Here is a 20,218-nt window from a genome sequence, read left to right as displayed (position 1 = left end):
AAAAATCAAATTATTTACTTTTTCAAAACCACAAAAAAGTACCTACCTTTGTGAGAACAATTTAAACAAAAGCGGCGTTGTGTAAATAAGAATGTGAAATTGTTGTAACAAAGTTATACAAAACAGTTCGTATGTAAACATGGCTAAAGTAGGCTAATATAGTTGGTTTTAGCGTACAATGAAATTACCATATAAAAAAGTTCGCACGGATCTAGCGGTAGGCCAACCCATTCCAAAGAAAAATGTTCTCACGCTTCTGGTTTTTGTTGCTGAAAGTGGATGTGTTATTAAGTTTTTAGTGATATGTGAAGTTGAATTAGTATTTAGAAATAGAAAGGAGCAGTTAGTACATTGCAGTAAAAAAACAGAAGTGTATTTGTGAGCACTGGCTATAGTTTTAAAAACATAAACTATGTATCTCAAATAAAATATTAAAAAGTTCTTCTTGTGTTATTTTTTTTATCCATAATGTAGTGACAATTAATGCTGGAGGTATTATGTTAGATGCATCATGCTCTGTAAATCATGCAGAGAAAAGCCTAGGGCTTTTTAAGCAAACACCTGATCAATCTAGTTTGATAAGTAGTGGCTTACAGCTGCCAGAAGGTTTTACAATAGGGAAAGCAATTGGAAGGGGGGATTGTTTCTTTGATGCAGTTGCACAAGGACTTAAGCAATTAAAGCCTGGAACAAACTTTACTGCGAAATCTTTGAGAGAAGTGTGTAGGAAGCAAGCTTTAAGTAATCAAGAAGTGAAAGAAAAGGTTATAGCAGATGCTAGAAACCATGAAGATTCTACAGTAGTACTTCCAGAGCCTGGTATTGATGATGATGAATTATGGAATAGTTACTTGATTGGTATAGAACACAGTATTGAAGATATAGAAAAAATGCAGAAAGACAATAAAGACGTATTTTCATCGTTAACTGATTTAAAGTATGGAAATACGTTGCAGATTCCTATATGTGGCAGGCCTGAAATTGAGGGAAGTATGATTTGTAATGAATATAATGTTAAGCTGCATGTTATTGAAAATCTTCCCATGTGTGGATGGTCAGGCTATCTTATTGATCACTGCCATTAAGTTAAGGGAAAGAGAAGTTAAGATTGGACAAAAAATTTGAAGTGATTGATAATTATGGTAAATACTAGGGTGAATTTTTAAGAAAAGAGAGTCTGAAAAGTGCAAGTTATTTAAAAAAGTAATAATTGCAGGTTATTTTGCAAAGAATGTACTAATGCAATGATACTGAAAAGATATCTTGAATTTAAAACACATGTTTTCTAGCTCTTTTCTGGTAGTTGAGTGAACGAATATCAGATATCTTATGACGATCAACTCTTCTCCCTTTTCTTACCACTAAAGTGTTCATCAAAAATAACTGTGATAGTCGATCCATAATGCAGTCTATGTCTGACTCTGTAGAAAAAATATCAAAGGCTAAGTTTTTAATCGCATTAAATGAGACAGATTTATTGATGCTTTTTTTTAGTTTACTATTCTGTGCGCTCAACGTCTCTTCATCATCTTCTATCATGATACTTTCTAGATTACTGATGAAGATAGTTGACCAAAAATCCTGCTTGATAGTTTCAATACTTTTTCCTGTGAAATTCTCTAAATTTAATCTTCCCTTCAGCCTAGAAAAAAATGTTTCTACTCCCCAGCGCAAGTAATATAATCTCTCAAACTCTTCGACTGTAAAACTTTGCTCATCTAACAGAGATGTTACTAACACTTCAACTTCTCCAGAAGAAAGTATTATTTTGACTAACCTGAATTTCATCTCATCAGGTAATCCTAGCTTTCGTAGCTGTCTTGCTACTTTAATAGGTGCGGTAGACACTACCACCATACTAGATGGGCTTTCCGGCTTAAACATAGCGTTTATTTCATTGAAAGACGAACTTGGACAGCGAATTATATAATTGATTTTCCTTCCTGTAAGCTCAGCAAGAAATCGATAAGATACGTATCCTCTATCACAGATTAACAAATCGTCTGATTTTATGGATTCAAGCATACCGATCGCTAAATCAACCTCATAGCTGTCACCTCTACTTAGCTGTAATAGTTTAGATTTGATCTGACAGGTTAATAAAGTAAGATAAAAATACAAACAAATTTTAAAGGAGTGTCAGATATGAGTACAACACAAGAAAAAATACTAAAACCAAAGTTAGGATTGCTAGAACTTGCAAAGCAATTAGGAAATGTATCACAGGCGTATGGGATATTCAAGGGATACATTTTACCGCTTCAAAGAACTGTATGAAACAGGAGGAGAAGAGGCTTTACACGAGATAAGCAAAAGCAAGCCATTGTATGCAAATAGAGTGTCGGAGGATATAGAAAAAGCAGTAGTTGAAATAGCAATAGAGTTTCCAGTATACGGACAAGAAAGAGCAGCAAACGAACTGAAAAAGAGAGATCTCTGCAAGTGGAATAAGATCAGTGTGGCAAAGAAACGATCTTGAAAACTTTAAAAAGAGGTTAAAGGCATTAGAAGCAAAAGTAGCTCAGGATGGTATCATTTTAACAGAAGAACAGATAACAGCTCTAGAAAAGGCTAAGGAAGAAAAAGAGGCCCATGGAGAAATTGAAACAGAGCATCCAGGATACTTAGGTAGCCAAGACAGTTATTATGTTGGTAATATCAAAGGTATTGGACGAATTTACCAGCAAACCTTTGTTGATACCTATTCCAGAGTTGCTTTTGCTAAGCTTTACACAGAAAGGACTGCTATCACAGCTGCAGATCTTCTTAATGATAGGGTAGTACCGTTCTTTGATGAACAGATTGCTACGTGTTTTGACGGATCGTGGTACAGAGTATTGTGGCAAACCTGAAAATCACAGCTATATTTAGGGGTAGAAAATATTGATCATTCTCGAACCAACTCCACAGACTAATGGCATATGTGAAAGGTTCCACAGAAGATGAATGTTACAATATTATCTTTAGAAAGAAAATTTACACCTCTTTGGCAGAACTTCAGTTAGACGTAGACCATTGGGTGCATTCTTACAATAGATCTAGACCACATTCAGGTAAATATTGCTATGGCTATGCAAACCTTTTTTGATAGTATGCATATTGCTTATCAGAAAAATATTGATAGCATTAAACAGGATGCTGATATCGGTTTTCAATTCTTCTGTCAGATAATTCATGCCTGTCAGATCAAGTCTAAACTATTACACATTAAGTTAAGGGAAAGTGATGGACTGTATTGTAAAATCAGGTAAGATCCACAAATTAAAAGAAGTAATGACATGAGTAAAAAAAAGAATAATCATGTTTATAAAAAATAAATTGATGAGTTTAAACTTTATAAACGCACACAGAGCATCCTCAAAAGACTTCTCACGAAAAAGAAAGCTGCCCTTCATTAATGTATTTCTCCTGATTTTTAGAAAGAGTGTAAAGTCATTACAAGTAATGCTTAATGAGTTTGTTCTGCATACAAGAAAAGATTACACAATTACGGCAAGTGCATTTACTCAAGCAAGAAAGAAGCTAAAGCATACTGCGTTTTCAGAGTTAAATGATGATATAGTTTCCCTATACTACCAAGATCAGGAATTTAAAACCCACCATGGCTTCAGAGTACTTGCATTTGATGCTTCAATACTGATTCTGCCAAAGAGCGACAAAATAATAGGCGAGTTTGGCTCAAGAGCAGTATGGAATGGAATCCAGAGATTTGAAGACTATACAAGTGCAACCTTTGAAGTTTGCTACGATGTGCTAAATAATATTGCAATAAAATCTGTGCTAAGTAGAGGTGACAGCTATGAGGTTGATTTAGCGATCGGTATGCTTGAATCCATAAAATCAGACGATTTGTTAATCTGTGATAGAGGATACGTATCTTATCGATTTCTTGCTGAGCTTACAGGAAGGAAAATCAATTATATAATTCGCTGTCCAAGTTCGTCTTTCAATGAAATAAACGCTATGTTTAAGCCGGAAAGCCCATCTAGTATGGTGGTAGTGTCTACCGCACCTATTAAAGTAGCAAGACAGCTACGAAAGCTAGGATTACCTGATGAGATGAAATTCAGGTTAGTCAAAATAATACTTTCTTCTGGAGAAGTTGAAGTGTTAGTAACATCTCTGTTAGATGAGCAAAGTTTTACAGTCGAAGAGTTTGAGAGATTATATTACTTGCGCTGGGGAGTAGAAACATTTTTTTCTAGGCTGAAGGGAAGATTAAATTTAGAGAATTTCACAGGAAAAAGTATTGAAACTATCAAGTAGGATTTTTGGTCAACTATCTTCATCAGTAATCTAGAAAGTATCATGATAGAAGATGATGAAGAGACATTGAGCGCACAGAATAGTAAACTAAAAAAAAGCATCAATAAATCTGTCTCATTTAATGCGATTAAAAACTTAGCCTTTGATATTTTTTCTACAGAGTCAGACATAGACTGCATTATGGATCGACTATCACAGTTATTTTTGATGAACACTTTAGTGGTAAGAAAAGGGAGAAGAGTTGATCGTCATAAGATATCTGATATTCGTTCACTCAACTACCAGAAAAGAGCTAGAAAACATGTGTTTTAAATTCAAGATATCTTTTCAGTATCATTGCATTAGTACATTCTTTGCAAAATAACCTGCAATTATTACTTTTTTAAATAACTTGCACTTTTCAGACTCTCTTTTCTTAAAAATTCACCCTAGTATTTACCATAATTATCAATCACTTCAAATTTTTTGTCCAATCTTAACTTCTCTTTCCCTTAACTTAATGGCAGTGCAGCCAGAGTGTCCATACGAGTAGTTTTGAGTATAGCATTCTCCGATGCGCTCAAGACTTAAAGCAGAAATTCGGGAATCAACCAAATGTGCTCAACAAAGAATTTGAAGACTACATAAATAATTCAGATGAGCTGACAACTGAGCAAAAAGAGCAATTAAAACTTTATCTTAATTTTAATGATTCCAATAGAGCAACTTATAGAGAATCAAGAACTGGATTAACACTAACACAAGCTGCAAACTTAGTTTTAGCTGCAGCGAAAAATCAAAAATTAGATGTAGATTTACTAAAGTGTATGTTACTAATGCGCTTACAAGAAGGAAACGGTGCATGTCATCTTGGAATGTTTAATCGTATTATTTATTCACTTAGTTGTCTTGAAGCAAAAAATAACTTTACAGTTGAGATAAATGCTCAAGTATACGAAAGAATGCCGAGCATTACGGAAGAGTTTCTCAACCGTTGTGAAAGTAAAAAGATGAAGATTTTAAAGGATAATTTTGACAATTTCTACTCTGAGAATGATATGGATCTTGAAGTAAAAGATAGTATGGGTAAGTTAATGGAAGAGGCAAAGCAATTTGTCTTTAATAAATTGTATATTGATTACTATAATAGATATGGTCAAGAAGTTGGAAGGGGCCCTATAAAGCAGAAATTGAAAGAATTAATTACAGACGAGGATATCAAGGAATCGGTAAATGCTGTAATAGATAATATAGAAATCCCTGCAGAACCATCTACTTATCTTGAAAAAGTGAAAGCATTTTTGGGAAACGTGGCAAGATTTTCTGCTGCTTAGTAGCTCTTAATTTTTCCTTATTGATTTGTCGCAGGTTATTTTGTTATAGTTGTGCAAAGAAATTTAAAGTCTCATCAATGATCAGGTGTATTTTGATAGCTAAGTATTGCATATGATAATATTGATAACAAACGATGATGGTTTTGAAAGTGAGGGAATAAAATTACTCAAAGAGATTGCGCAAAATTTTGCATCAGAAATATGGATAGTGGCACCAGATGCTGATAGGAGTGGAGCTGCAAGATCTCTTGATTATCCAGTCAAACAATCTATTAAAATAAACCAACATAGCGAAAGGGAGTTTAGTGTATCTAGTACCCCTGCAGACTGTGTCATCATTGCACTAAATAAGATTATGAATAAAAAACCAGACCTAATATTGTCTGGAATAAATATTGGATCAAATGTCGGAGATGATATTTGTTATTCAGGAACAGTTGGTGCTGCAATGGAAGGTGCTGCAAGGTTTATACCTTCTATCGCGCTAAGCCAAGCTTATTGTAATGAAATAAACTGGCACAATACAAAGATTTTTGCACCAAAGACTATCAGCAAGCTAGTTAAAGTTAATTGGCCTAAAAATACAGTGATGAGTGTAAATTTTCCTGCTACAGAAAAAGTGAAAGGAGTAGAATTTGCTGAACAAGGTGAATATAACATTGATGGAGATCTCACTTTTACTGAAAATTTAAATGGCTCTTTTAGCTTAAATTGGTCTCGAGAACACTCAGGCAGCGGTAGTGTAGATAAAATAAAAGAAGGATTTATTACTATTACACCGGTAAAATTAGATTTTACAGATTATGATACATTGAATGCTATGAAAAATTCTTACGCAGACGAATTTTCTTCTATAGCTAACACTTATATTGCTCCTTAGAACCTGTTAAGAATCTCTAGATGATGAGGTAAAATAGGCATAGATTAAGAATGAGGTATATCTATGCAAAACAAGTGATATAAATCGAGAGCAATTTGAAAAAATCAGGCCAATACTGGAGAGCAGCAGGAAGAAAATAAGACCAAGAAAAGTTGATTTGTATGGCATATTTTGCGGAGTGCTATACATTCTAAAAAGTGGTTGTTAGTGGACCAAAAGATGGGTTATTTTTTGCTTGGTTGGAAAATGTAGAAGACTGTGGCGAGCGGAAACTTAGAGATTATCTTGAAAGTAGGATAAGGTATAGTATAAGAAATGTAAAAGTGAGGTAAGAAATGAGAAAAAAGTATCCAACAGATCTAAGTGAAAGGCCGAATAGAAAAATATTTCAGAGTATGATACAAGAAAGGAGGAAGACCGCCAAAGTATAGTAAAAGAGAAATATTAGAGGCAATTTTCTATGTATTGCGTACAGGATGCCAATGGCGGGAATGCTATGGAAGACTGTGTATGAGCAGTTTAGGCAATGGAAAAAGCAGGAAATTTTTGAGAAAATGAATTGCCAAATATAGCAGGAGAAAAATAGGAAGAAATGAGAAGCCAAGCGCTTGACAGTCAATCTGTGAAAACTACAGAAAAAGGGGGGTCAAAGGTTATGATGGAAATAAAAAAGTAAAAGGTAGAAAAAGGCATATAAAGAAAGAATATGACATAGATATTAAAATTGTTAAAAGACCTCCATGTAGATTTTGGGTACATAACGCTTGAGCTGCTGCCAGCGAGAGAACAGGGATTTTAAGTACAGCCAAGAAGGTGGGTTGTAGAAAGGACTTTTGCTTGAGGAATAGAAGGCTATCAAAGGAATATGATTTGCTTACAACATCTACTGAAAATTTCATATGCCTTGCTATGAATAGGGTTATGTTAACGAGGAAATATGCCTAAGTTTTCTAGTTTCAGGACAACCTCTATGTGGTGTGATAAAGGCGGTAGCAGCATAACCAGAGATGCAAGATTCATATTCCCTTCACAAACTTAGTTCACTTCAATAAAGATCACATAAAAGACTTGGATGACCTTTCAAAAAAAGTAGGTTCAGTATATTTAATGGCAAGACCAAAACTATACAAATATTTTAATGGCGCGGAAGACAATTTATTGACTAATGCAGTTGAAATACGTAAGTATAGCTTAAAAAATAATATTGCAGTTCCTGGAAAGTTAATAGGAACTATAAATCACGAATACGGAATATTTCGCAATTCTGCCGATGGTGAAAAGGGGGAATTTATATTTAGTGATTGCACAACTAAAGGCAAAGATGTAATAGTAACAGATAAAGATTATGTTACTTACTCTAGAGATGAAGGTAAGAGTCAAAACCCGCAGAGAGTCTTTCTGTTTTTAGCGAAATATAAAGATGATGGGCCTTGTCAAAATCACTGCTATAGTAATAACATCGAGTTAAAGATAAAAGATTATGTACTTGATTTTGTTAAGATTATTTCAAATATTTATCTTTATGAAGGTATTAACTTAGAAAAACTGTTCACTGATAATAAAGATCTAGTAATTGAGGTCCCTTCTCGTGAACCTGACATGTACGATCTTTTGGAAAGTATGCAATGTGTAGCTAACCCAATATATGCTGATTCGGTATTCTTAATTATAAGTTCTGCTCTACTAACCTCTATAGGAGTTGGTAGAGCTTATATTTAGAGATGGTATGCAATTAATTTCTGGTCCAGAAATTACAAAAATTGCAACGTAAATCAGGTAAGATAACCCTTCACCTTTCCCCATTTATCCACTATACTGCTATAGATTTTTAGCTTTTTAGTTAATGAGCATTTTCAAGTGGATTTTTTCTCTAATTTCCAGCAAATTAAATGAATTAAAACAAAGGGGTGTTATAAGCACAAGTGTAACAAATTTTGTCGTAGAACCTCCAAGCAATAGAGCGCATGGAGATATTTACACAAACGTTGCTATGGTGCTTTCAAAGCATAAAAAAAAGAATCCTGTTGAGATTGCAGAGGTTTTAGCTAAAGAATTTGAACTTTTTGATGAAATTGCAAGAGTGGAAATAGCGGGCCCTGGTTTCATCAACATGCACTTAAAAATAGAAGTGTGGCATGGAATTTTGAAACAAATAAATGAGCTAAAAACAGAATTTGGTACCCTAGATATAGGAGGCAATCAAGCCATCAATGTTGAATTTGTATCTGCAAATCCAACTGGTCCACTGCATATTGGTCATGCAAGGGGAGCAGTGTTTTGTGATGTTTTAGCAAATTTACTAAAGAAAGTTGGTTATAAAGTTACTAGAGAATACTACATTAATGATGCTGGAGCGCAGATAGATACGCTAATTCGGTCAGTATATCTTCGATATAAAGAAGCTCTGGGAAAAAAAATTAGCATCGAAAAAGGTTTATACCCAGGTGAATATTTAAAATCAATAGGAGGGGGGCTGGCTAAAAAATATGGTAAGGAGCTTAGAGAAGAGGAAGATAATCAGATAATTAGAGAATATACTTTAAGCTCTATCTTAGAACTCATAAAGGAAGACATGAACTTGCTTGGAGTAAATCATGATGTCTTTACTTCAGAGTATGAGCTGCAAAAAAGTGGCAAAATCGAAGAGAGTATAAAGATATTATCCGACAAGGGCTTAGTGTATGAAGGGTACCTGGAGAAACCAAAAGGCAAAGAAAGTGAAAATTGGACTTCCAGAAAAGAAATGTTATTTCGCTCTACAAAATTTGGTGATGACGTTGACCGAGCATTGAAAAAAGAGGACAGCAGCTGGACTTATTTTGCCTCGGATATCGCTTACCATTTCGATAAGATATCACGTGGTTTTAACAATATGATCGTAGAGCTTGGTAGTGACCATGGCGGTTATGTCAAAAGGCTCAAAGCAGTTGTCTCTGCGCTCAGTGATGATCAAGCAAAAATAGAGGTAAAACTGCATAATATTGTGAATTTTTTTGAGAACGGCAAACCTGTTAAGATGTCCAAAAGATCAGGAAACTTCCTCACAGCAAGAGATGTAGTGGAAGAGGTTGGCAGGGATATCACTCGTTTTATAATGTTAACACGCAAGAATGATATGGTTCTTGACTTTGATTTTACTAAAGTTAAAGAGCAATCAAAAGATAATCCTATTTTTTACGTGCAATATGCGCATGCTCGTGCTCATTCACTGATGCGCAATGCTCCAAAAGAATTGCCAAAAGCAAATCCTTTACTTTTAAAGACAGATGGAGAGATATTTCTCATAAAAACCTTAGCAAAATGGCCAGATGTGGTAGAAATTGCAGCAAGGCTTTGTGAGCCACACAGAATTACTTTCTATTTACTTGAAGTTGCAGAAGCATTTCACGTTTTATGGGGGTATGGCAAAAGCGATTTAAACATGCGGTTCATATTGGAAAACAACTTAAACCTTACTGCCGCAAGAATGTTTCTTGTACAAGCTTTAGCGCATGTCATTGCTTCTGGACTTTCTATTTTTAATATAGAGCCTTTGGAAGAAATGAGTTAATTTACTTTAAATAATGCGTAATATTAAGTGTGATAATAAATTATTTATGTAAGTAGAGGTAAGTACAATAATAAAAGTAATAGATGTCATTGTGAGATATGAAAAGAGGAGAGAGTGGAATGCTACAACACTTAAATGAAGATGCTGTTGTAGTAGAGCATGTCTTAGTAGAACAAGAATTATTATTTCTTGCTTCCTAATCCGTAAGGCCAAAAATTATACAAGAAGTCTATTGAGTGCGCCAAGAAAAGCGTTTAGAATACAGTTGGTCAACCTAGGCAAAGTCTAGCCAACAGCCTAGAATAGATCATTATGGTGCGTAAGGTAACGAGCGTAGTAAAGCTAATGGAATGGACAACACAGGGTACAACGCAAGTGAAGGTATTGAGTCCCGAAATTTCTGGCATCATAGAGGTCGACATTTTTCATAGGATGGAAGACAGCATGGAGGATAACGATAAGGCAAGTTATCATTCACTTTATCGGGATGGCTTTGTTGCATAGCTAGTGTTATATTGTAAGGAGAAAAGCTTTTCAATATATGGTTAGTAACGCATTTTGTTGTAAAATAAGCATTTTTCAAACAAGTATAACTTATGCCACAAAAAATGAGAGTAAGTAACCAAAGAGAATATTGTAAGTTAAAAATATGTTATAAAACGAACAAGAGGGAAAGATAGCTCTATTCACTATAGGAATAGAGCTATCACGGGCATGTGCGACCGAGGGAAAATTGGTATTACAACCGTCGTTATCAAGGTACACTAGCCCATCTCTCGATACGTTTGAATAGTTGTGTGGGACATACCCGTTTACAATCTTAAATTAATAAAACTATCGAGGTTATCATGATTGCATCTTATCAAAATTTTATTGGCATTGACATCGGAAAATTCAAAAATGTTGTTGCAGTTCACAAGCAGAAGAATGCTGTCGAATTTGACAATAATACTTCTGGTTGGCAACAATTGTGTCAAAAGTTCTCAGATATCTTACCTAATTCTTTAGTGACTTTAGAACTTACTATTACCCACAAATATAAATGGACTTATAAATAAAGTATTAGAATATTAAAGTTTGCAAATATTGAGGGTATAAAAATGGCAAGTGGGTTGGGAATTATCTCAAGAAAACGTAGTAAAGGTGTTATGCTGCATACAGCTTTTGCTGTTAGTACAGAAGGCTTGGCATTAGGAATAAAAAATTTACTCGAGACCACCTGTTTCTGAAGAAGCCAAAGAGCTAAAAGAGAGGAATCGTAAAAGAGCACATATTGAAGATAAAGAAAGTATAAAGTGGCTAGAAAGCCTAAGGAAAACAGATAGCATATATAGACTCAACTAAAACTGAAGCTATAACTGTATGTGATAGAGAGGCAGATATTTATGAATTTTTTGAACTTGCACGTAATCTTAACTCAGCAGTTTTAGTAAGAGCTTCCAAAGATCGAGATATAAATAGAAAATCCAGATTTTCCAACGATAAACAAAAATTATGGAATTTTTTGAAGACTTCTCTAGCATTGGTACAATAGAAATTGAAATCCCTGCTAGAGATAATAAGCCAAAAAGAACAGCATGTTTAGAGGTTAAGTTTGGGAAGTTTATGATGGATCCGCCTAAAAGGCACATAAGGTATAAAGAGTTATATAACCTACCACTTTATGCAGTTTATGGTGTTCTGTCCTCCTGAAGCAAGTCCGCTAGAGTGGATGCTTTTAACGAATCTTCCTGTTAATACTTTTGATGAGGCAGTTGAAAAGGTTAGTTGGTATTGTCTTAGATGGAAGATAGAGATACTTCATAAAATTTTAAAATCTGGCCTTAAAGTTGAAGAATGTAGACTTGAAACAGCAGAAAGATTAATGAGGTATTTAACGGTTATGAGTGTTATTGCTTGGAGAATTTTTTTTATTACAACAATTGCAAGAACCAATCCAACACTACTTTATTAGCTGAAGAAGAGTGGAAAGTTTTATACGCGAAAATACACAAATGCCCAAATGTAACTCCTACTATAAAAGAGGTTGTTTCATGGATTGCTCAGCTTGGAGGCCACTTAGCCAGAAAAAATGACCCAGAACCTGGACCTATTACCCTTTGGAAAGGATGGAGACGTCTCTTTGATTTATCAGAAGGATGGAGGCTTGCTACTGAACTTTATACTTATGGGTAATAGTAAGATTTCAAATACTTGAGTCATACAAATTCGAGGTAAGATTGGTAAATGCACGGCATGTAAACTGGTAGGAAGTCTGACGTTCAAGATTGCCAATGGCTCCAACAACTGCATAGCTAAGGACTGCTTCATGGATCATTTAGGCCAGATGTGTGTATTGCGCAGTTACGTGCGGCAGCGCAGAAATCTCACTGAAAGTGCATCTACACATATTCTACGTATGCAGAAGGCATTAATTCAAATGAATATACAATTACACAAGGTTATTAGTCATATTACTGGGATAACTGGTATGAAAATCATTGAAGCTATAATTGAAGGCGAAAGAGATTCTGAAAAATCAGCAGAATTCAGGGACGTGCGAATGAAAAATGATCAGTCTACTATTGCAAAAGCGTTAGCTGGTGACTATAGAGAAGAACACTTATTCACGCTAAAGCAAGAATTTGAACTATATAATATTTATCAAGAAAAAATAGCAGAATGTGATAGAAATATTGAAGCCTATTATAAAACGTTTGAAACAAAGTCTTGTGAAAGCAAACAGCTAAGTAAGCAAAAGAATAAAAATAGCAAAAGTAAGCCAAGCTTTGCTTTGTATGAGGAACTGCAACGAATCACTGGTATGGATTTCACTAAAATTCCTGGATTTGATGTATTAAGTATACAAACCATAATTTCAGAAGTTGGTATAAACCACAGTAAATGGCCAACAGAAAAGCACTTTTCGTCGTGGTTGGGACTCAGTCCTGCTAATAAAAAGTGTTTAATACAAGAACACGTAAAGTCATTAACCGTGCTGCAAATGCTTTGCGAATAGCTGCTCATTCTGTAGGAAATAGTAAAAGTACGTTGGGTGCATACTACAGAAGATTGAAAAAACGACTAGGAGCACCAAAAGCAATAACAGCTACTGCAAGAAAAATGGCATGCATATTTTATAGTATGCTCAAATACGGACAGGAATATGTAGAAAAAGGAATGGAATACTATGAAACACGCTATAAAGATAGAACTGTAAAAAATTTGATCAAAAAAGCGAGCGAATTTGGCTACATATTAGTTCAACAAGAAGAGTTAGTTGAGTGAGTTTCTTAGGAGGAAGATGTCATGCCAGTGACCAGACACTGGAATGAAACCAAAGAGGCTAATTATATTTCTTGCATAACTGAAATTCAAAGGAAAATCAGTTAATGTCATTCCAGTACTGGAATCTAGCTTTTTCGTAATCATTGGAAACGCTGTATTCTAACATAAAGCAGCTACTTTTGTGCTTACCAACGTAATAAAATTCCTGGATGCCAGTGTCTGGGCACTGGCATCCTGCAGATAATGTTCGTGCAGCTGTGCCTCATGCGCTGGCTCTCTTAAATTACTCTAACTATAAATATTAATAAATTTACTAATTGCAAAAAAGGCAAAAGAACCCCCACGTAGTGAGTTTGACCCTATAATAATTTAAACTGGCGCTGTAATAATGTGCTAACGCTTAAAATAAGCGCGTTTTGGCTGAATGTAGAAAAAATAAAAAAGACATGCAGCCGCTATAATTTTATGTAATCCGCCAATAAGTACCCTAAGTTTTTTACTGAATTTTTGTCATTGAGCCTGCAGGTCAAAAACAAGTTTTGAGTCATAAATACCCTTATTGTCATGATAAGTGAACTAACGAAATTTGTAAAGGAGTTTTTGTTCCTACGGATTAGAAAGTTAGCATTCTGCTAGTCATATTCTTTACCTTGCTTTACAACAATGCAATTCCAGTGTCACGCACTGGAATGACAAGAAAGGGAGCACAGGTTTCAATATTTGCACATTAGCCATTCCCCTGAACAGATACCGTGTAATTTCTGCTAAACATGAAACTCCTATTTAGGAGACTTCTTAAAGTCTTTTCCTGCATAATACTGCAGCTCCCATTACTTTTCTGTACTAAATAACTGCAAAAAAGCGTTCGCTTGTTCAGGAGAATAGTCAAGGAGATCATGTATTAATTCAGTGATCATATTTTAGCCACACTCTATAGTGATATTTCTATATTAGAAACCTTAATCATATAAATTAATTATTTACTATATATTACCTGACGCTTAACTAATCAGTTATTTACTCTAAATATATTGTATGTATACTTGTTACTAAATTAATTTTAAAATAATAGAAAATGAATGAATTTAAATCTATACGTAATATTGCAATAATTGCACACGTTGACCACGGTAAAACTACTTTACTTGATAACATGTTAAAACAAAGTGGTACGTTTCGTGAGAATCAAGAAGTTCAAGAACGAGTGATGGATAGTGGCGATCAAGAGCGTGAACGTGGGATTACAATACTTGCAAAATGCACATCAATAATGTGGGGTGATGAAAAAATAAATATTATTGATACACCAGGACATGCGGACTTCGGTGGAGAAGTGGAAAGGGTGCTCTGCATGGCAGATGGCGTGTTACTACTGGTTGATGCTGCAGAAGGTCCAATGCCACAGACTAAGTTTGTGTTGTCAAAAGCACTAAAAGCAAATTTAAAACCGATTGTAATAATCAATAAGGTTGATCGACCAGACAGCAGAATTGATGAAGTACTAAATGAAATATATGAGTTATTTTTTAACCTTGATGCAACCAACGAGCAGCTTGATTTTCCAGTATTGTATGCTTCAGGTAGAAATGGTTGGTGTGCTAAGGAGCTATCTGATGAGAGAAAAGATTTAAGCCCATTATTTTCAACGGTGATAGATTACATAAAACCTTCCGTTTACGACCAAAATGCACCTTTTGCTATGCTAGTTACTTTACTTGAGTCCGATAAGTTTCTTGGCAGAATATTAACAGGAAAAGTTTATCAAGGAATTGCGCAAGTTAACTCAGATCTTAAGGTACTTGATCTGGATGGTAAAGTAATTGAGCGTGGAAGATTAACTAAGTTACTCTCATTTTCTGGCTTAAAACGCATTCCGGTAGAGCGGGCTGTAGCAGGTGACATAATTGCCATTGCAGGACTTGAGAAAGCTTCGGTTTCAGACACTATAGCAGCACCAGAAGTTATAACTGCAGTCAGCTCAACTCCAGTTGATCCGCCAACGATGGCGATTACTATAAGCGTTAATGACTCACCTTTTGCTGGGCAAGAGGGAACAAAACTTACCTCAACTGTTATAAAGGATCGTTTATATGCAGAAGCAGAAACAAATGTTGCAATTACTGTAACTTTGGCGCCAAGTGGCGAGGCATTTGAAGTAGGTGGACGCGGTGAATTGCAGCTTGGAGTGCTGATTGAAAATATGAGAAGAGAAGGTTTTGAGCTTTCTGTTTCACGCCCTCGAGTGCTATTCAAAGAGGAGGATGGCAAAAAACTTGAGCCTATAGAGGAAGTAGTAATTGACGTAGATGATGAGTACAGTGGAATCATCATGGAAAAACTCAGCTTTCGAAAAGGTGAAGTAACTGACATGAGACCTTCTGGCAACGGTAGAACGAGGTTAACGTTTTTAGTACCATCAAGGGGACTGATTGGTTATCAAGGAGAATTTTTAACTGATTCTCGCGGCACTGGTATAATCAACCGTTTATTTCACAGTTATGCTCCACATAAAGGTTCTGTCTCTGGAAGGCGCAATGGGGTTTTAATTTCAACGGATAAAGGGGAAGCAGTAGCATATGCAATTTTCAATCTGCAAGATAGGGGAATTATGTTTATTAAGCCACAGGATAAGGTATATTGTGGCATGATTGTCGGTCAGCATAGCCGTGACAATGATTTAGAGATAAACGTGCTAAAAGGTAAACAATTAACCAACGTGAGAGCTTCAGGTAGTGATGAAGCTATAAAACTCACTCCGCCAAAGATAATGACACTGGAGGATATGATAGCGTATATAGACGATGATGAGTTGGTGGAAGTGACTCCAAAATCTATACGTCTGCGCAAGAAGTTCCTCGACCCTAATGAACGTAAGCGTGCAGGAAGGGCGAAGAATAAAGAGTAATCAACGTTTCTGATAAAAAGCTGGATGCCAGTGTCTGGGCACTGGCATGACGTTATGGACACTGTTCTTTTTTGCCATCCTGATAAACGGATACTAATTAAGTTCTGATATTTTCTTGCAGTCTGACACGTTTGGGGAAAATAGATACATCATCTAATGCACTCCTAACATTTCTTTTATTAATCGCTGCAGTTGGTTGAAAAGTAGCATAGATGTATTGCGGTATGTCATTAATTCGTACTAGAATAGAATTAATACATTTAATATTACCTTTACATATAGCAAGGCCAAGTGGTGTTAAGCTGTACCTCTGACCAGTTGGAGATATTGCAGCATTGTGATTATCAAGAACATCACATCTTGCAATAAACCACTATTTTGAGCCTGAATTAAAATCGAATTAATATGTGCATGATTACCTTCATGTATAGCAAAGCCAAGTGATGTTAAGCTATACGTCCAACCATCTGGAGAATGTACAGTATTTTTAGCAGCAAGAACATTTTGCAATATACCACTATTTTGAGCTTGTATTAAAATAAGACCCCCTGCGAAACGGGTAAGTAACAAAATAGGGTAAGAAAGTGTAGGAACAGAAACTAATTAAAAAGCATGCTTTAGATTAATAATAGCAGAGATAATATTAAATCTCATATTAAGTTTCTTCTGAAAATTGCGGTAAACGTGCGACATAATCTTGAAAATCTTGATCTCCCGTATCTTATTTTCTACTCTCATCCTAAACGATGCAAGCTTCTGATTATGCTCCTTTTGCTCTGCTGTTAGTAGCTTTTTGCGATATTTTTTATACGGTATCAAAACGTTACTCTGCAACTTTTGCCAACCTTGATAACCAGAATCAGCATATTTTATGCTATTAGTTGAAAGAAACTTTTCCTGTTTTCTTATGAGAAAATCGTGCACTCTACCTCTATGTGATTTTGACACAGACAAAATTTTCCCAGTTTCTTCTATAATAATTTCAGTCTTTATTGTGTTAGACCTTTTCTTCCCTGAATAGGATTTCTTTCGTTTCTTAACATCTTTAGGTCTTTGTATCGACTGCTCTGTAACATCTGCTAAAACCTTTAGTATCTTCTCTGGTGTCATTGCTCTATCCTTCTTGATCGTAATTTTTCTAGCTAGTAACGGTTCCATTCTTTTCAATAGCCGGCAAATATTGGAGTTGTGCAAATTAAACAAATAACCTAAAAATGGATGAGTTATATAAGTTCTATAATAAATCAATACACATAAAATTTTATCTTCTAATGTTCCAATGCGTGATTTCCTTCCATGGCATTTCTTCTCTTTTTCTATCCTTTCCCACTCTTGCCTAACTTTTTTCACTATTTTTTGAAATTCTTCTACTTTTAACCCTGTTAGTTGGTAAAAGATATAAGGTGTTTTTGCTATTTTTTCGTAACTTATTGTCATTTTACCTCTGCTAAATTTATTATTTTACATCCTTTTTTATCTCTCTCTTCCTTTTTCTCTACTTTCGCAGGGGGTCTATAGAATTAACATGTTCATGATTACCTTCATGTATAGCAAATCCAAGTGATGTTAAGTTGTACATCCAACCACTTGGAGAATGTACAATATTTTTAGCAACCAGAATTTCTTGCAGTGTACCATTATTTTGAGCTTGCATTAAAATAGAATTAACATGTTCATTTTCATTGATGTTTCTATATATAGCAAGACCAAGCAATGTTAAAATGTACGTCCGATTGTTAAGAATATCTTGCGATATACCATTATTCTTGGCGATTGTTAAAATTGCATTAAAACATTCTTTATTACTTTCATATATAGCAAAGCTAAGCGGTGTAAAAATGTATGTAAGACGATCTAAAAACCGTGTTACAATATTTTCAGTAGCAAAAACGCCTTGCAGCATACCATTATTTTGAGCTTGTTCTAAAATAGAATTGATACATTCGTTATTACCTTGATAAATAGCAAAACTAAGTGGTGCTAAAGCATATGCTATAATATTTAGCTTTATAATATTTCTAGCAGCAAGAATGTCTTGTAGTATACCACTTTCCTGAGCTTTTATTAAAATAGTATTAATATATCTTTCCTTGTTTTGATGTATAGCAAAGCCAAGCGATGTTAGGGTATAAATCAGACTACCTTGATATTCTATCATATTTTCAATATTAATAATCTCTTGCAGTATACTGTTATTTTGAGAATATGTTAAAATAGAATTAATACATTCATCATTACATTTGAATATGGCTAAGCTAAGTAGTGTTAAAGTGCGTCCACCACCTCTTGGAAATCGTGTGATGTATCCGATTGTAAGAACTTTTAGTAAATCATTCTTTGAAGCTGATTCCAGGATATTACTGATGCTCCTTTTATTCCGTATGGCCTTTCTTAATTGAAAATACAAAATTCGTTGTTTTTGTGTTAAGTTTTTGTGATTCAACATATTTCTTATAGCCCCATTTTAAAGTAAGTGCAGTTTATGTTAGTATACACTGATAGAAGAAATTCTATCATATGTTATGGAAAAATCTACAATGATTAATGAGAAGATCGTAAGAGAGAGCTTAAAAAAAGTCATAGAGCAAAAAAGTGGTAAAAATGTAATCGCTCTTGGTATAATACCCTCAATCATCATAAAAGGTAGAGATGTTGGTTTTGCGCTTGAGATTTCTGGTAACACACAGGCAAATGAAGAATTAAGAAGAAATTGTGAGAAAGCTGTTAAAGCTATACCAGGAGTAGGGAAAGTAACCGTGGTTGCTGCTGGTCAAAAGCAAGCTGGGCAGCAAAAAGCTAAACTTCATATTGAAGGAGTGGAAAATATAATTGTTGTTGCCTCTGGTAAAGGAGGTGTGGGTAAATCTACGGTTGCACTAAACCTGGCTCTCTCGTTGGCAGAATTAAAACATAAAGTTGCACTGGTTGATGCAGATATATATGGTCCTTCGATTCCTAAAATGCTGGACACTGAAAAATTAAAACCAGAAATACAGAGTGGCAAAGCAATGCCTATAGAGAAGTATGGACTCTATACTATTTCAATTGGCTATTTTATCGATAAAGACTGCGCAGCAATATGGCGTGGACCTATGATCACAAAAGCACTTTACAACTTGCTAATGGGAACAAAGTGGTCTGATACAGAATATTTAATCATTGATACACCACCTGGAACCGGCGATGTGCATTTAAGTCTGATGGAGAATTTTAGTTTAACTGGGGCAATAATAGTTTCAACTCCACAGGAGCTTGCTTTAGTTGATGCACGAAAAATTTATGATATGTTCACAAAGCTCAGCGTGCCAATTATTGGCATTGTGGAAAATATGAGCTATTTTGTTCAAGACAATTCAAAAATACACATATTTGGAAAAGACGGTGCAAAAAAAATGTCTGAAGAGCTAAGAATAAAACTCTTGGGCAGAATTCCTCTAGATCCACAAATATGTAGTGCTTCTGATTGTGGAGATCCTTCAATGCTAAGTGAGGATTTAGTAGCGATTTATGAAGGCATTGCTAAAGATGTTAGGTCTTTTGTATGCAGTCTATAAAGTTCGTTTAAACTATTTTCAAAATGGGAATGTTTAAAAAAGCATAGGAGTCAAATTAAGGAAAAAGATATGAGGAGATAGAATAACAAGTTCTCACAGATATGTTTTTAGTGAGAGAAGTAACGATGAATAAAATAACTTGCCTATCAAAAGACCTCAACAAATTTTTCAATGAAATGGCAAAAGAGGTATCAATAAAAACAGAAAAGGAAGAGGCGGTTCATCATTCATAAATTTTGGGCAATTGAAAACTGCAGCAAAAGACCTGCTGCAAAAGAGGAGAAATGGTTATATAAAGAGCAAGAAAAAGTGAGGTAAAATGAGCTTAATAATCTAAAAGAACATCCGAGGAATTTTCGAGATCTAACAGGTCTGACAATAGAAGAATTCCAAAAGGTTGTCGAAACCAGAGTGGGAAAGTAACCGTTCACGGATTGTGAGAATGAATAAAGAACTAAGCAGTGACAGCTACTAGATTCTGTA

11 protein-coding genes and 8 pseudogenes are annotated in these 20,218 nt (G+C 34.9%); 15 read left to right on the top strand and 4 right to left on the bottom strand.

Going from position 1 to position 20,218, the window contains the following annotated elements:
* Positions 1-178 precede the first annotated feature (178 nt).
* Complete coding sequence (locus ABLO99_RS00555; protein ID WP_349967768.1) at positions 179-382, top strand: hypothetical protein; 204 nt, start codon at positions 179-181, stop codon at positions 380-382.
* 115 nt (positions 383-497) lie between these two features.
* Positions 498-1,085, top strand: a complete 588-nt coding sequence (locus tag ABLO99_RS00550; protein ID WP_349967767.1) for a hypothetical protein — start codon at positions 498-500, stop codon at positions 1,083-1,085.
* A 184-nt stretch (positions 1,086-1,269) separates the two neighbouring features.
* On the opposite strand, the pseudogene ABLO99_RS00545 reads toward ABLO99_RS00550, so the two are convergent.
* Positions 1,270-2,094, bottom strand: a pseudogene (locus ABLO99_RS00545) (IS4-like element ISWpi18 family transposase); the annotation flags it as partial.
* A 51-nt stretch (positions 2,095-2,145) separates the two neighbouring features.
* Here ABLO99_RS00545 and ABLO99_RS00540 point away from each other — a divergent pair.
* The 12 genes and pseudogenes from ABLO99_RS00540 (at position 2,146) to typA (ending at position 16,181) form a co-directional block, all read left to right on the top strand.
* Positions 2,146-3,251 (top strand): annotated as a pseudogene (locus ABLO99_RS00540) (integrase core domain-containing protein).
* A 49-nt stretch (positions 3,252-3,300) separates the two neighbouring features.
* A pseudogene (locus ABLO99_RS00535) lies at positions 3,301-4,578 on the top strand (IS4-like element ISWpi18 family transposase).
* 284 nt (positions 4,579-4,862) lie between these two features.
* On the top strand, positions 4,863-5,579 hold the full coding sequence (locus ABLO99_RS00530) for a hypothetical protein (RefSeq protein ID WP_349967765.1): 717 nt from the start codon (positions 4,863-4,865) through the stop codon (positions 5,577-5,579).
* Positions 5,580-5,691: 112 nt separating this feature from the next.
* Complete coding sequence (surE, locus tag ABLO99_RS00525; protein WP_349967763.1) at positions 5,692-6,459, top strand: 5'/3'-nucleotidase SurE; 768 nt, start codon at positions 5,692-5,694, stop codon at positions 6,457-6,459.
* 43 nt (positions 6,460-6,502) lie between these two features.
* Positions 6,503-6,664 (top strand): annotated as a pseudogene (locus ABLO99_RS00520) (transposase); the annotation flags it as partial.
* 130 nt (positions 6,665-6,794) lie between these two features.
* A pseudogene (locus ABLO99_RS00515) lies at positions 6,795-7,404 on the top strand (transposase).
* Between the two features lie 162 nt (positions 7,405-7,566).
* Positions 7,567-8,178, top strand: a complete 612-nt coding sequence (locus ABLO99_RS00510; protein ID WP_349967762.1) for a hypothetical protein — start codon at positions 7,567-7,569, stop codon at positions 8,176-8,178.
* A 124-nt stretch (positions 8,179-8,302) separates the two neighbouring features.
* Positions 8,303-10,009, top strand: a complete 1,707-nt coding sequence (argS, locus tag ABLO99_RS00505; RefSeq protein WP_349967760.1) for an arginine--tRNA ligase — start codon at positions 8,303-8,305, stop codon at positions 10,007-10,009.
* A gap of 848 nt (positions 10,010-10,857) precedes the next feature.
* Positions 10,858-11,034 (top strand): annotated as a pseudogene (locus tag ABLO99_RS00500) (IS110 family transposase); the annotation flags it as partial.
* A gap of 81 nt (positions 11,035-11,115) precedes the next feature.
* Positions 11,116-12,184 (top strand): annotated as a pseudogene (locus ABLO99_RS08645) (IS4 family transposase); the annotation flags it as partial.
* Positions 12,178-13,276 (top strand): annotated as a pseudogene (locus tag ABLO99_RS00475) (IS110 family transposase); the annotation flags it as partial. The pseudogenes ABLO99_RS08645 and ABLO99_RS00475, both read left to right, overlap by 7 nt.
* 1,075 nt (positions 13,277-14,351) lie before the next feature.
* Positions 14,352-16,181: a translational GTPase TypA gene (typA, locus tag ABLO99_RS00470; protein WP_349967757.1), complete on the top strand. Its 1,830-nt coding sequence runs from the start codon at positions 14,352-14,354 to the stop codon at positions 16,179-16,181.
* A gap of 297 nt (positions 16,182-16,478) precedes the next feature.
* Here the strand turns inward: typA and ABLO99_RS00465 are convergent, their stop codons facing one another.
* From ABLO99_RS00465 to ABLO99_RS00455, 3 genes are read right to left on the bottom strand one after another with little or no spacing between them, the layout of a single operon-like run.
* Positions 16,479-16,751, bottom strand: coding sequence for a hypothetical protein (locus ABLO99_RS00465; RefSeq protein ID WP_349967755.1), 273 nt, complete (start codon positions 16,749-16,751; stop codon positions 16,479-16,481).
* Positions 16,752-16,784: 33 nt separating this feature from the next.
* Positions 16,785-17,618 carry a transposase family protein gene (locus ABLO99_RS00460; RefSeq protein ID WP_349967754.1) on the bottom strand — a complete coding sequence of 278 codons (834 nt, stop codon included), beginning with the start codon at positions 17,616-17,618 and terminating at the stop codon, positions 16,785-16,787.
* 58 nt (positions 17,619-17,676) lie between these two features.
* Positions 17,677-18,627, bottom strand: coding sequence for a hypothetical protein (locus ABLO99_RS00455; protein ID WP_349967751.1), 951 nt, complete (start codon positions 18,625-18,627; stop codon positions 17,677-17,679).
* Positions 18,628-18,718: 91 nt separating this feature from the next.
* On the opposite strand from ABLO99_RS00455, the gene ABLO99_RS00450 reads away from it, so the two are divergent.
* Positions 18,719-19,735: an Mrp/NBP35 family ATP-binding protein gene (locus ABLO99_RS00450; protein WP_047759817.1), complete on the top strand. Its 1,017-nt coding sequence runs from the start codon at positions 18,719-18,721 to the stop codon at positions 19,733-19,735.
* Positions 19,736-20,218: the final 483 nt, after the last annotated feature.

This window comes from Wolbachia endosymbiont of Armadillidium arcangelii (assembly GCF_040207875.1).
GTDB lineage: Bacteria > Pseudomonadota > Alphaproteobacteria > Rickettsiales > Anaplasmataceae > Wolbachia.
The sequence above is the reverse complement of the archived record's forward strand: the minus strand, read 5'-3'. Positions and strand labels throughout refer to the sequence as shown.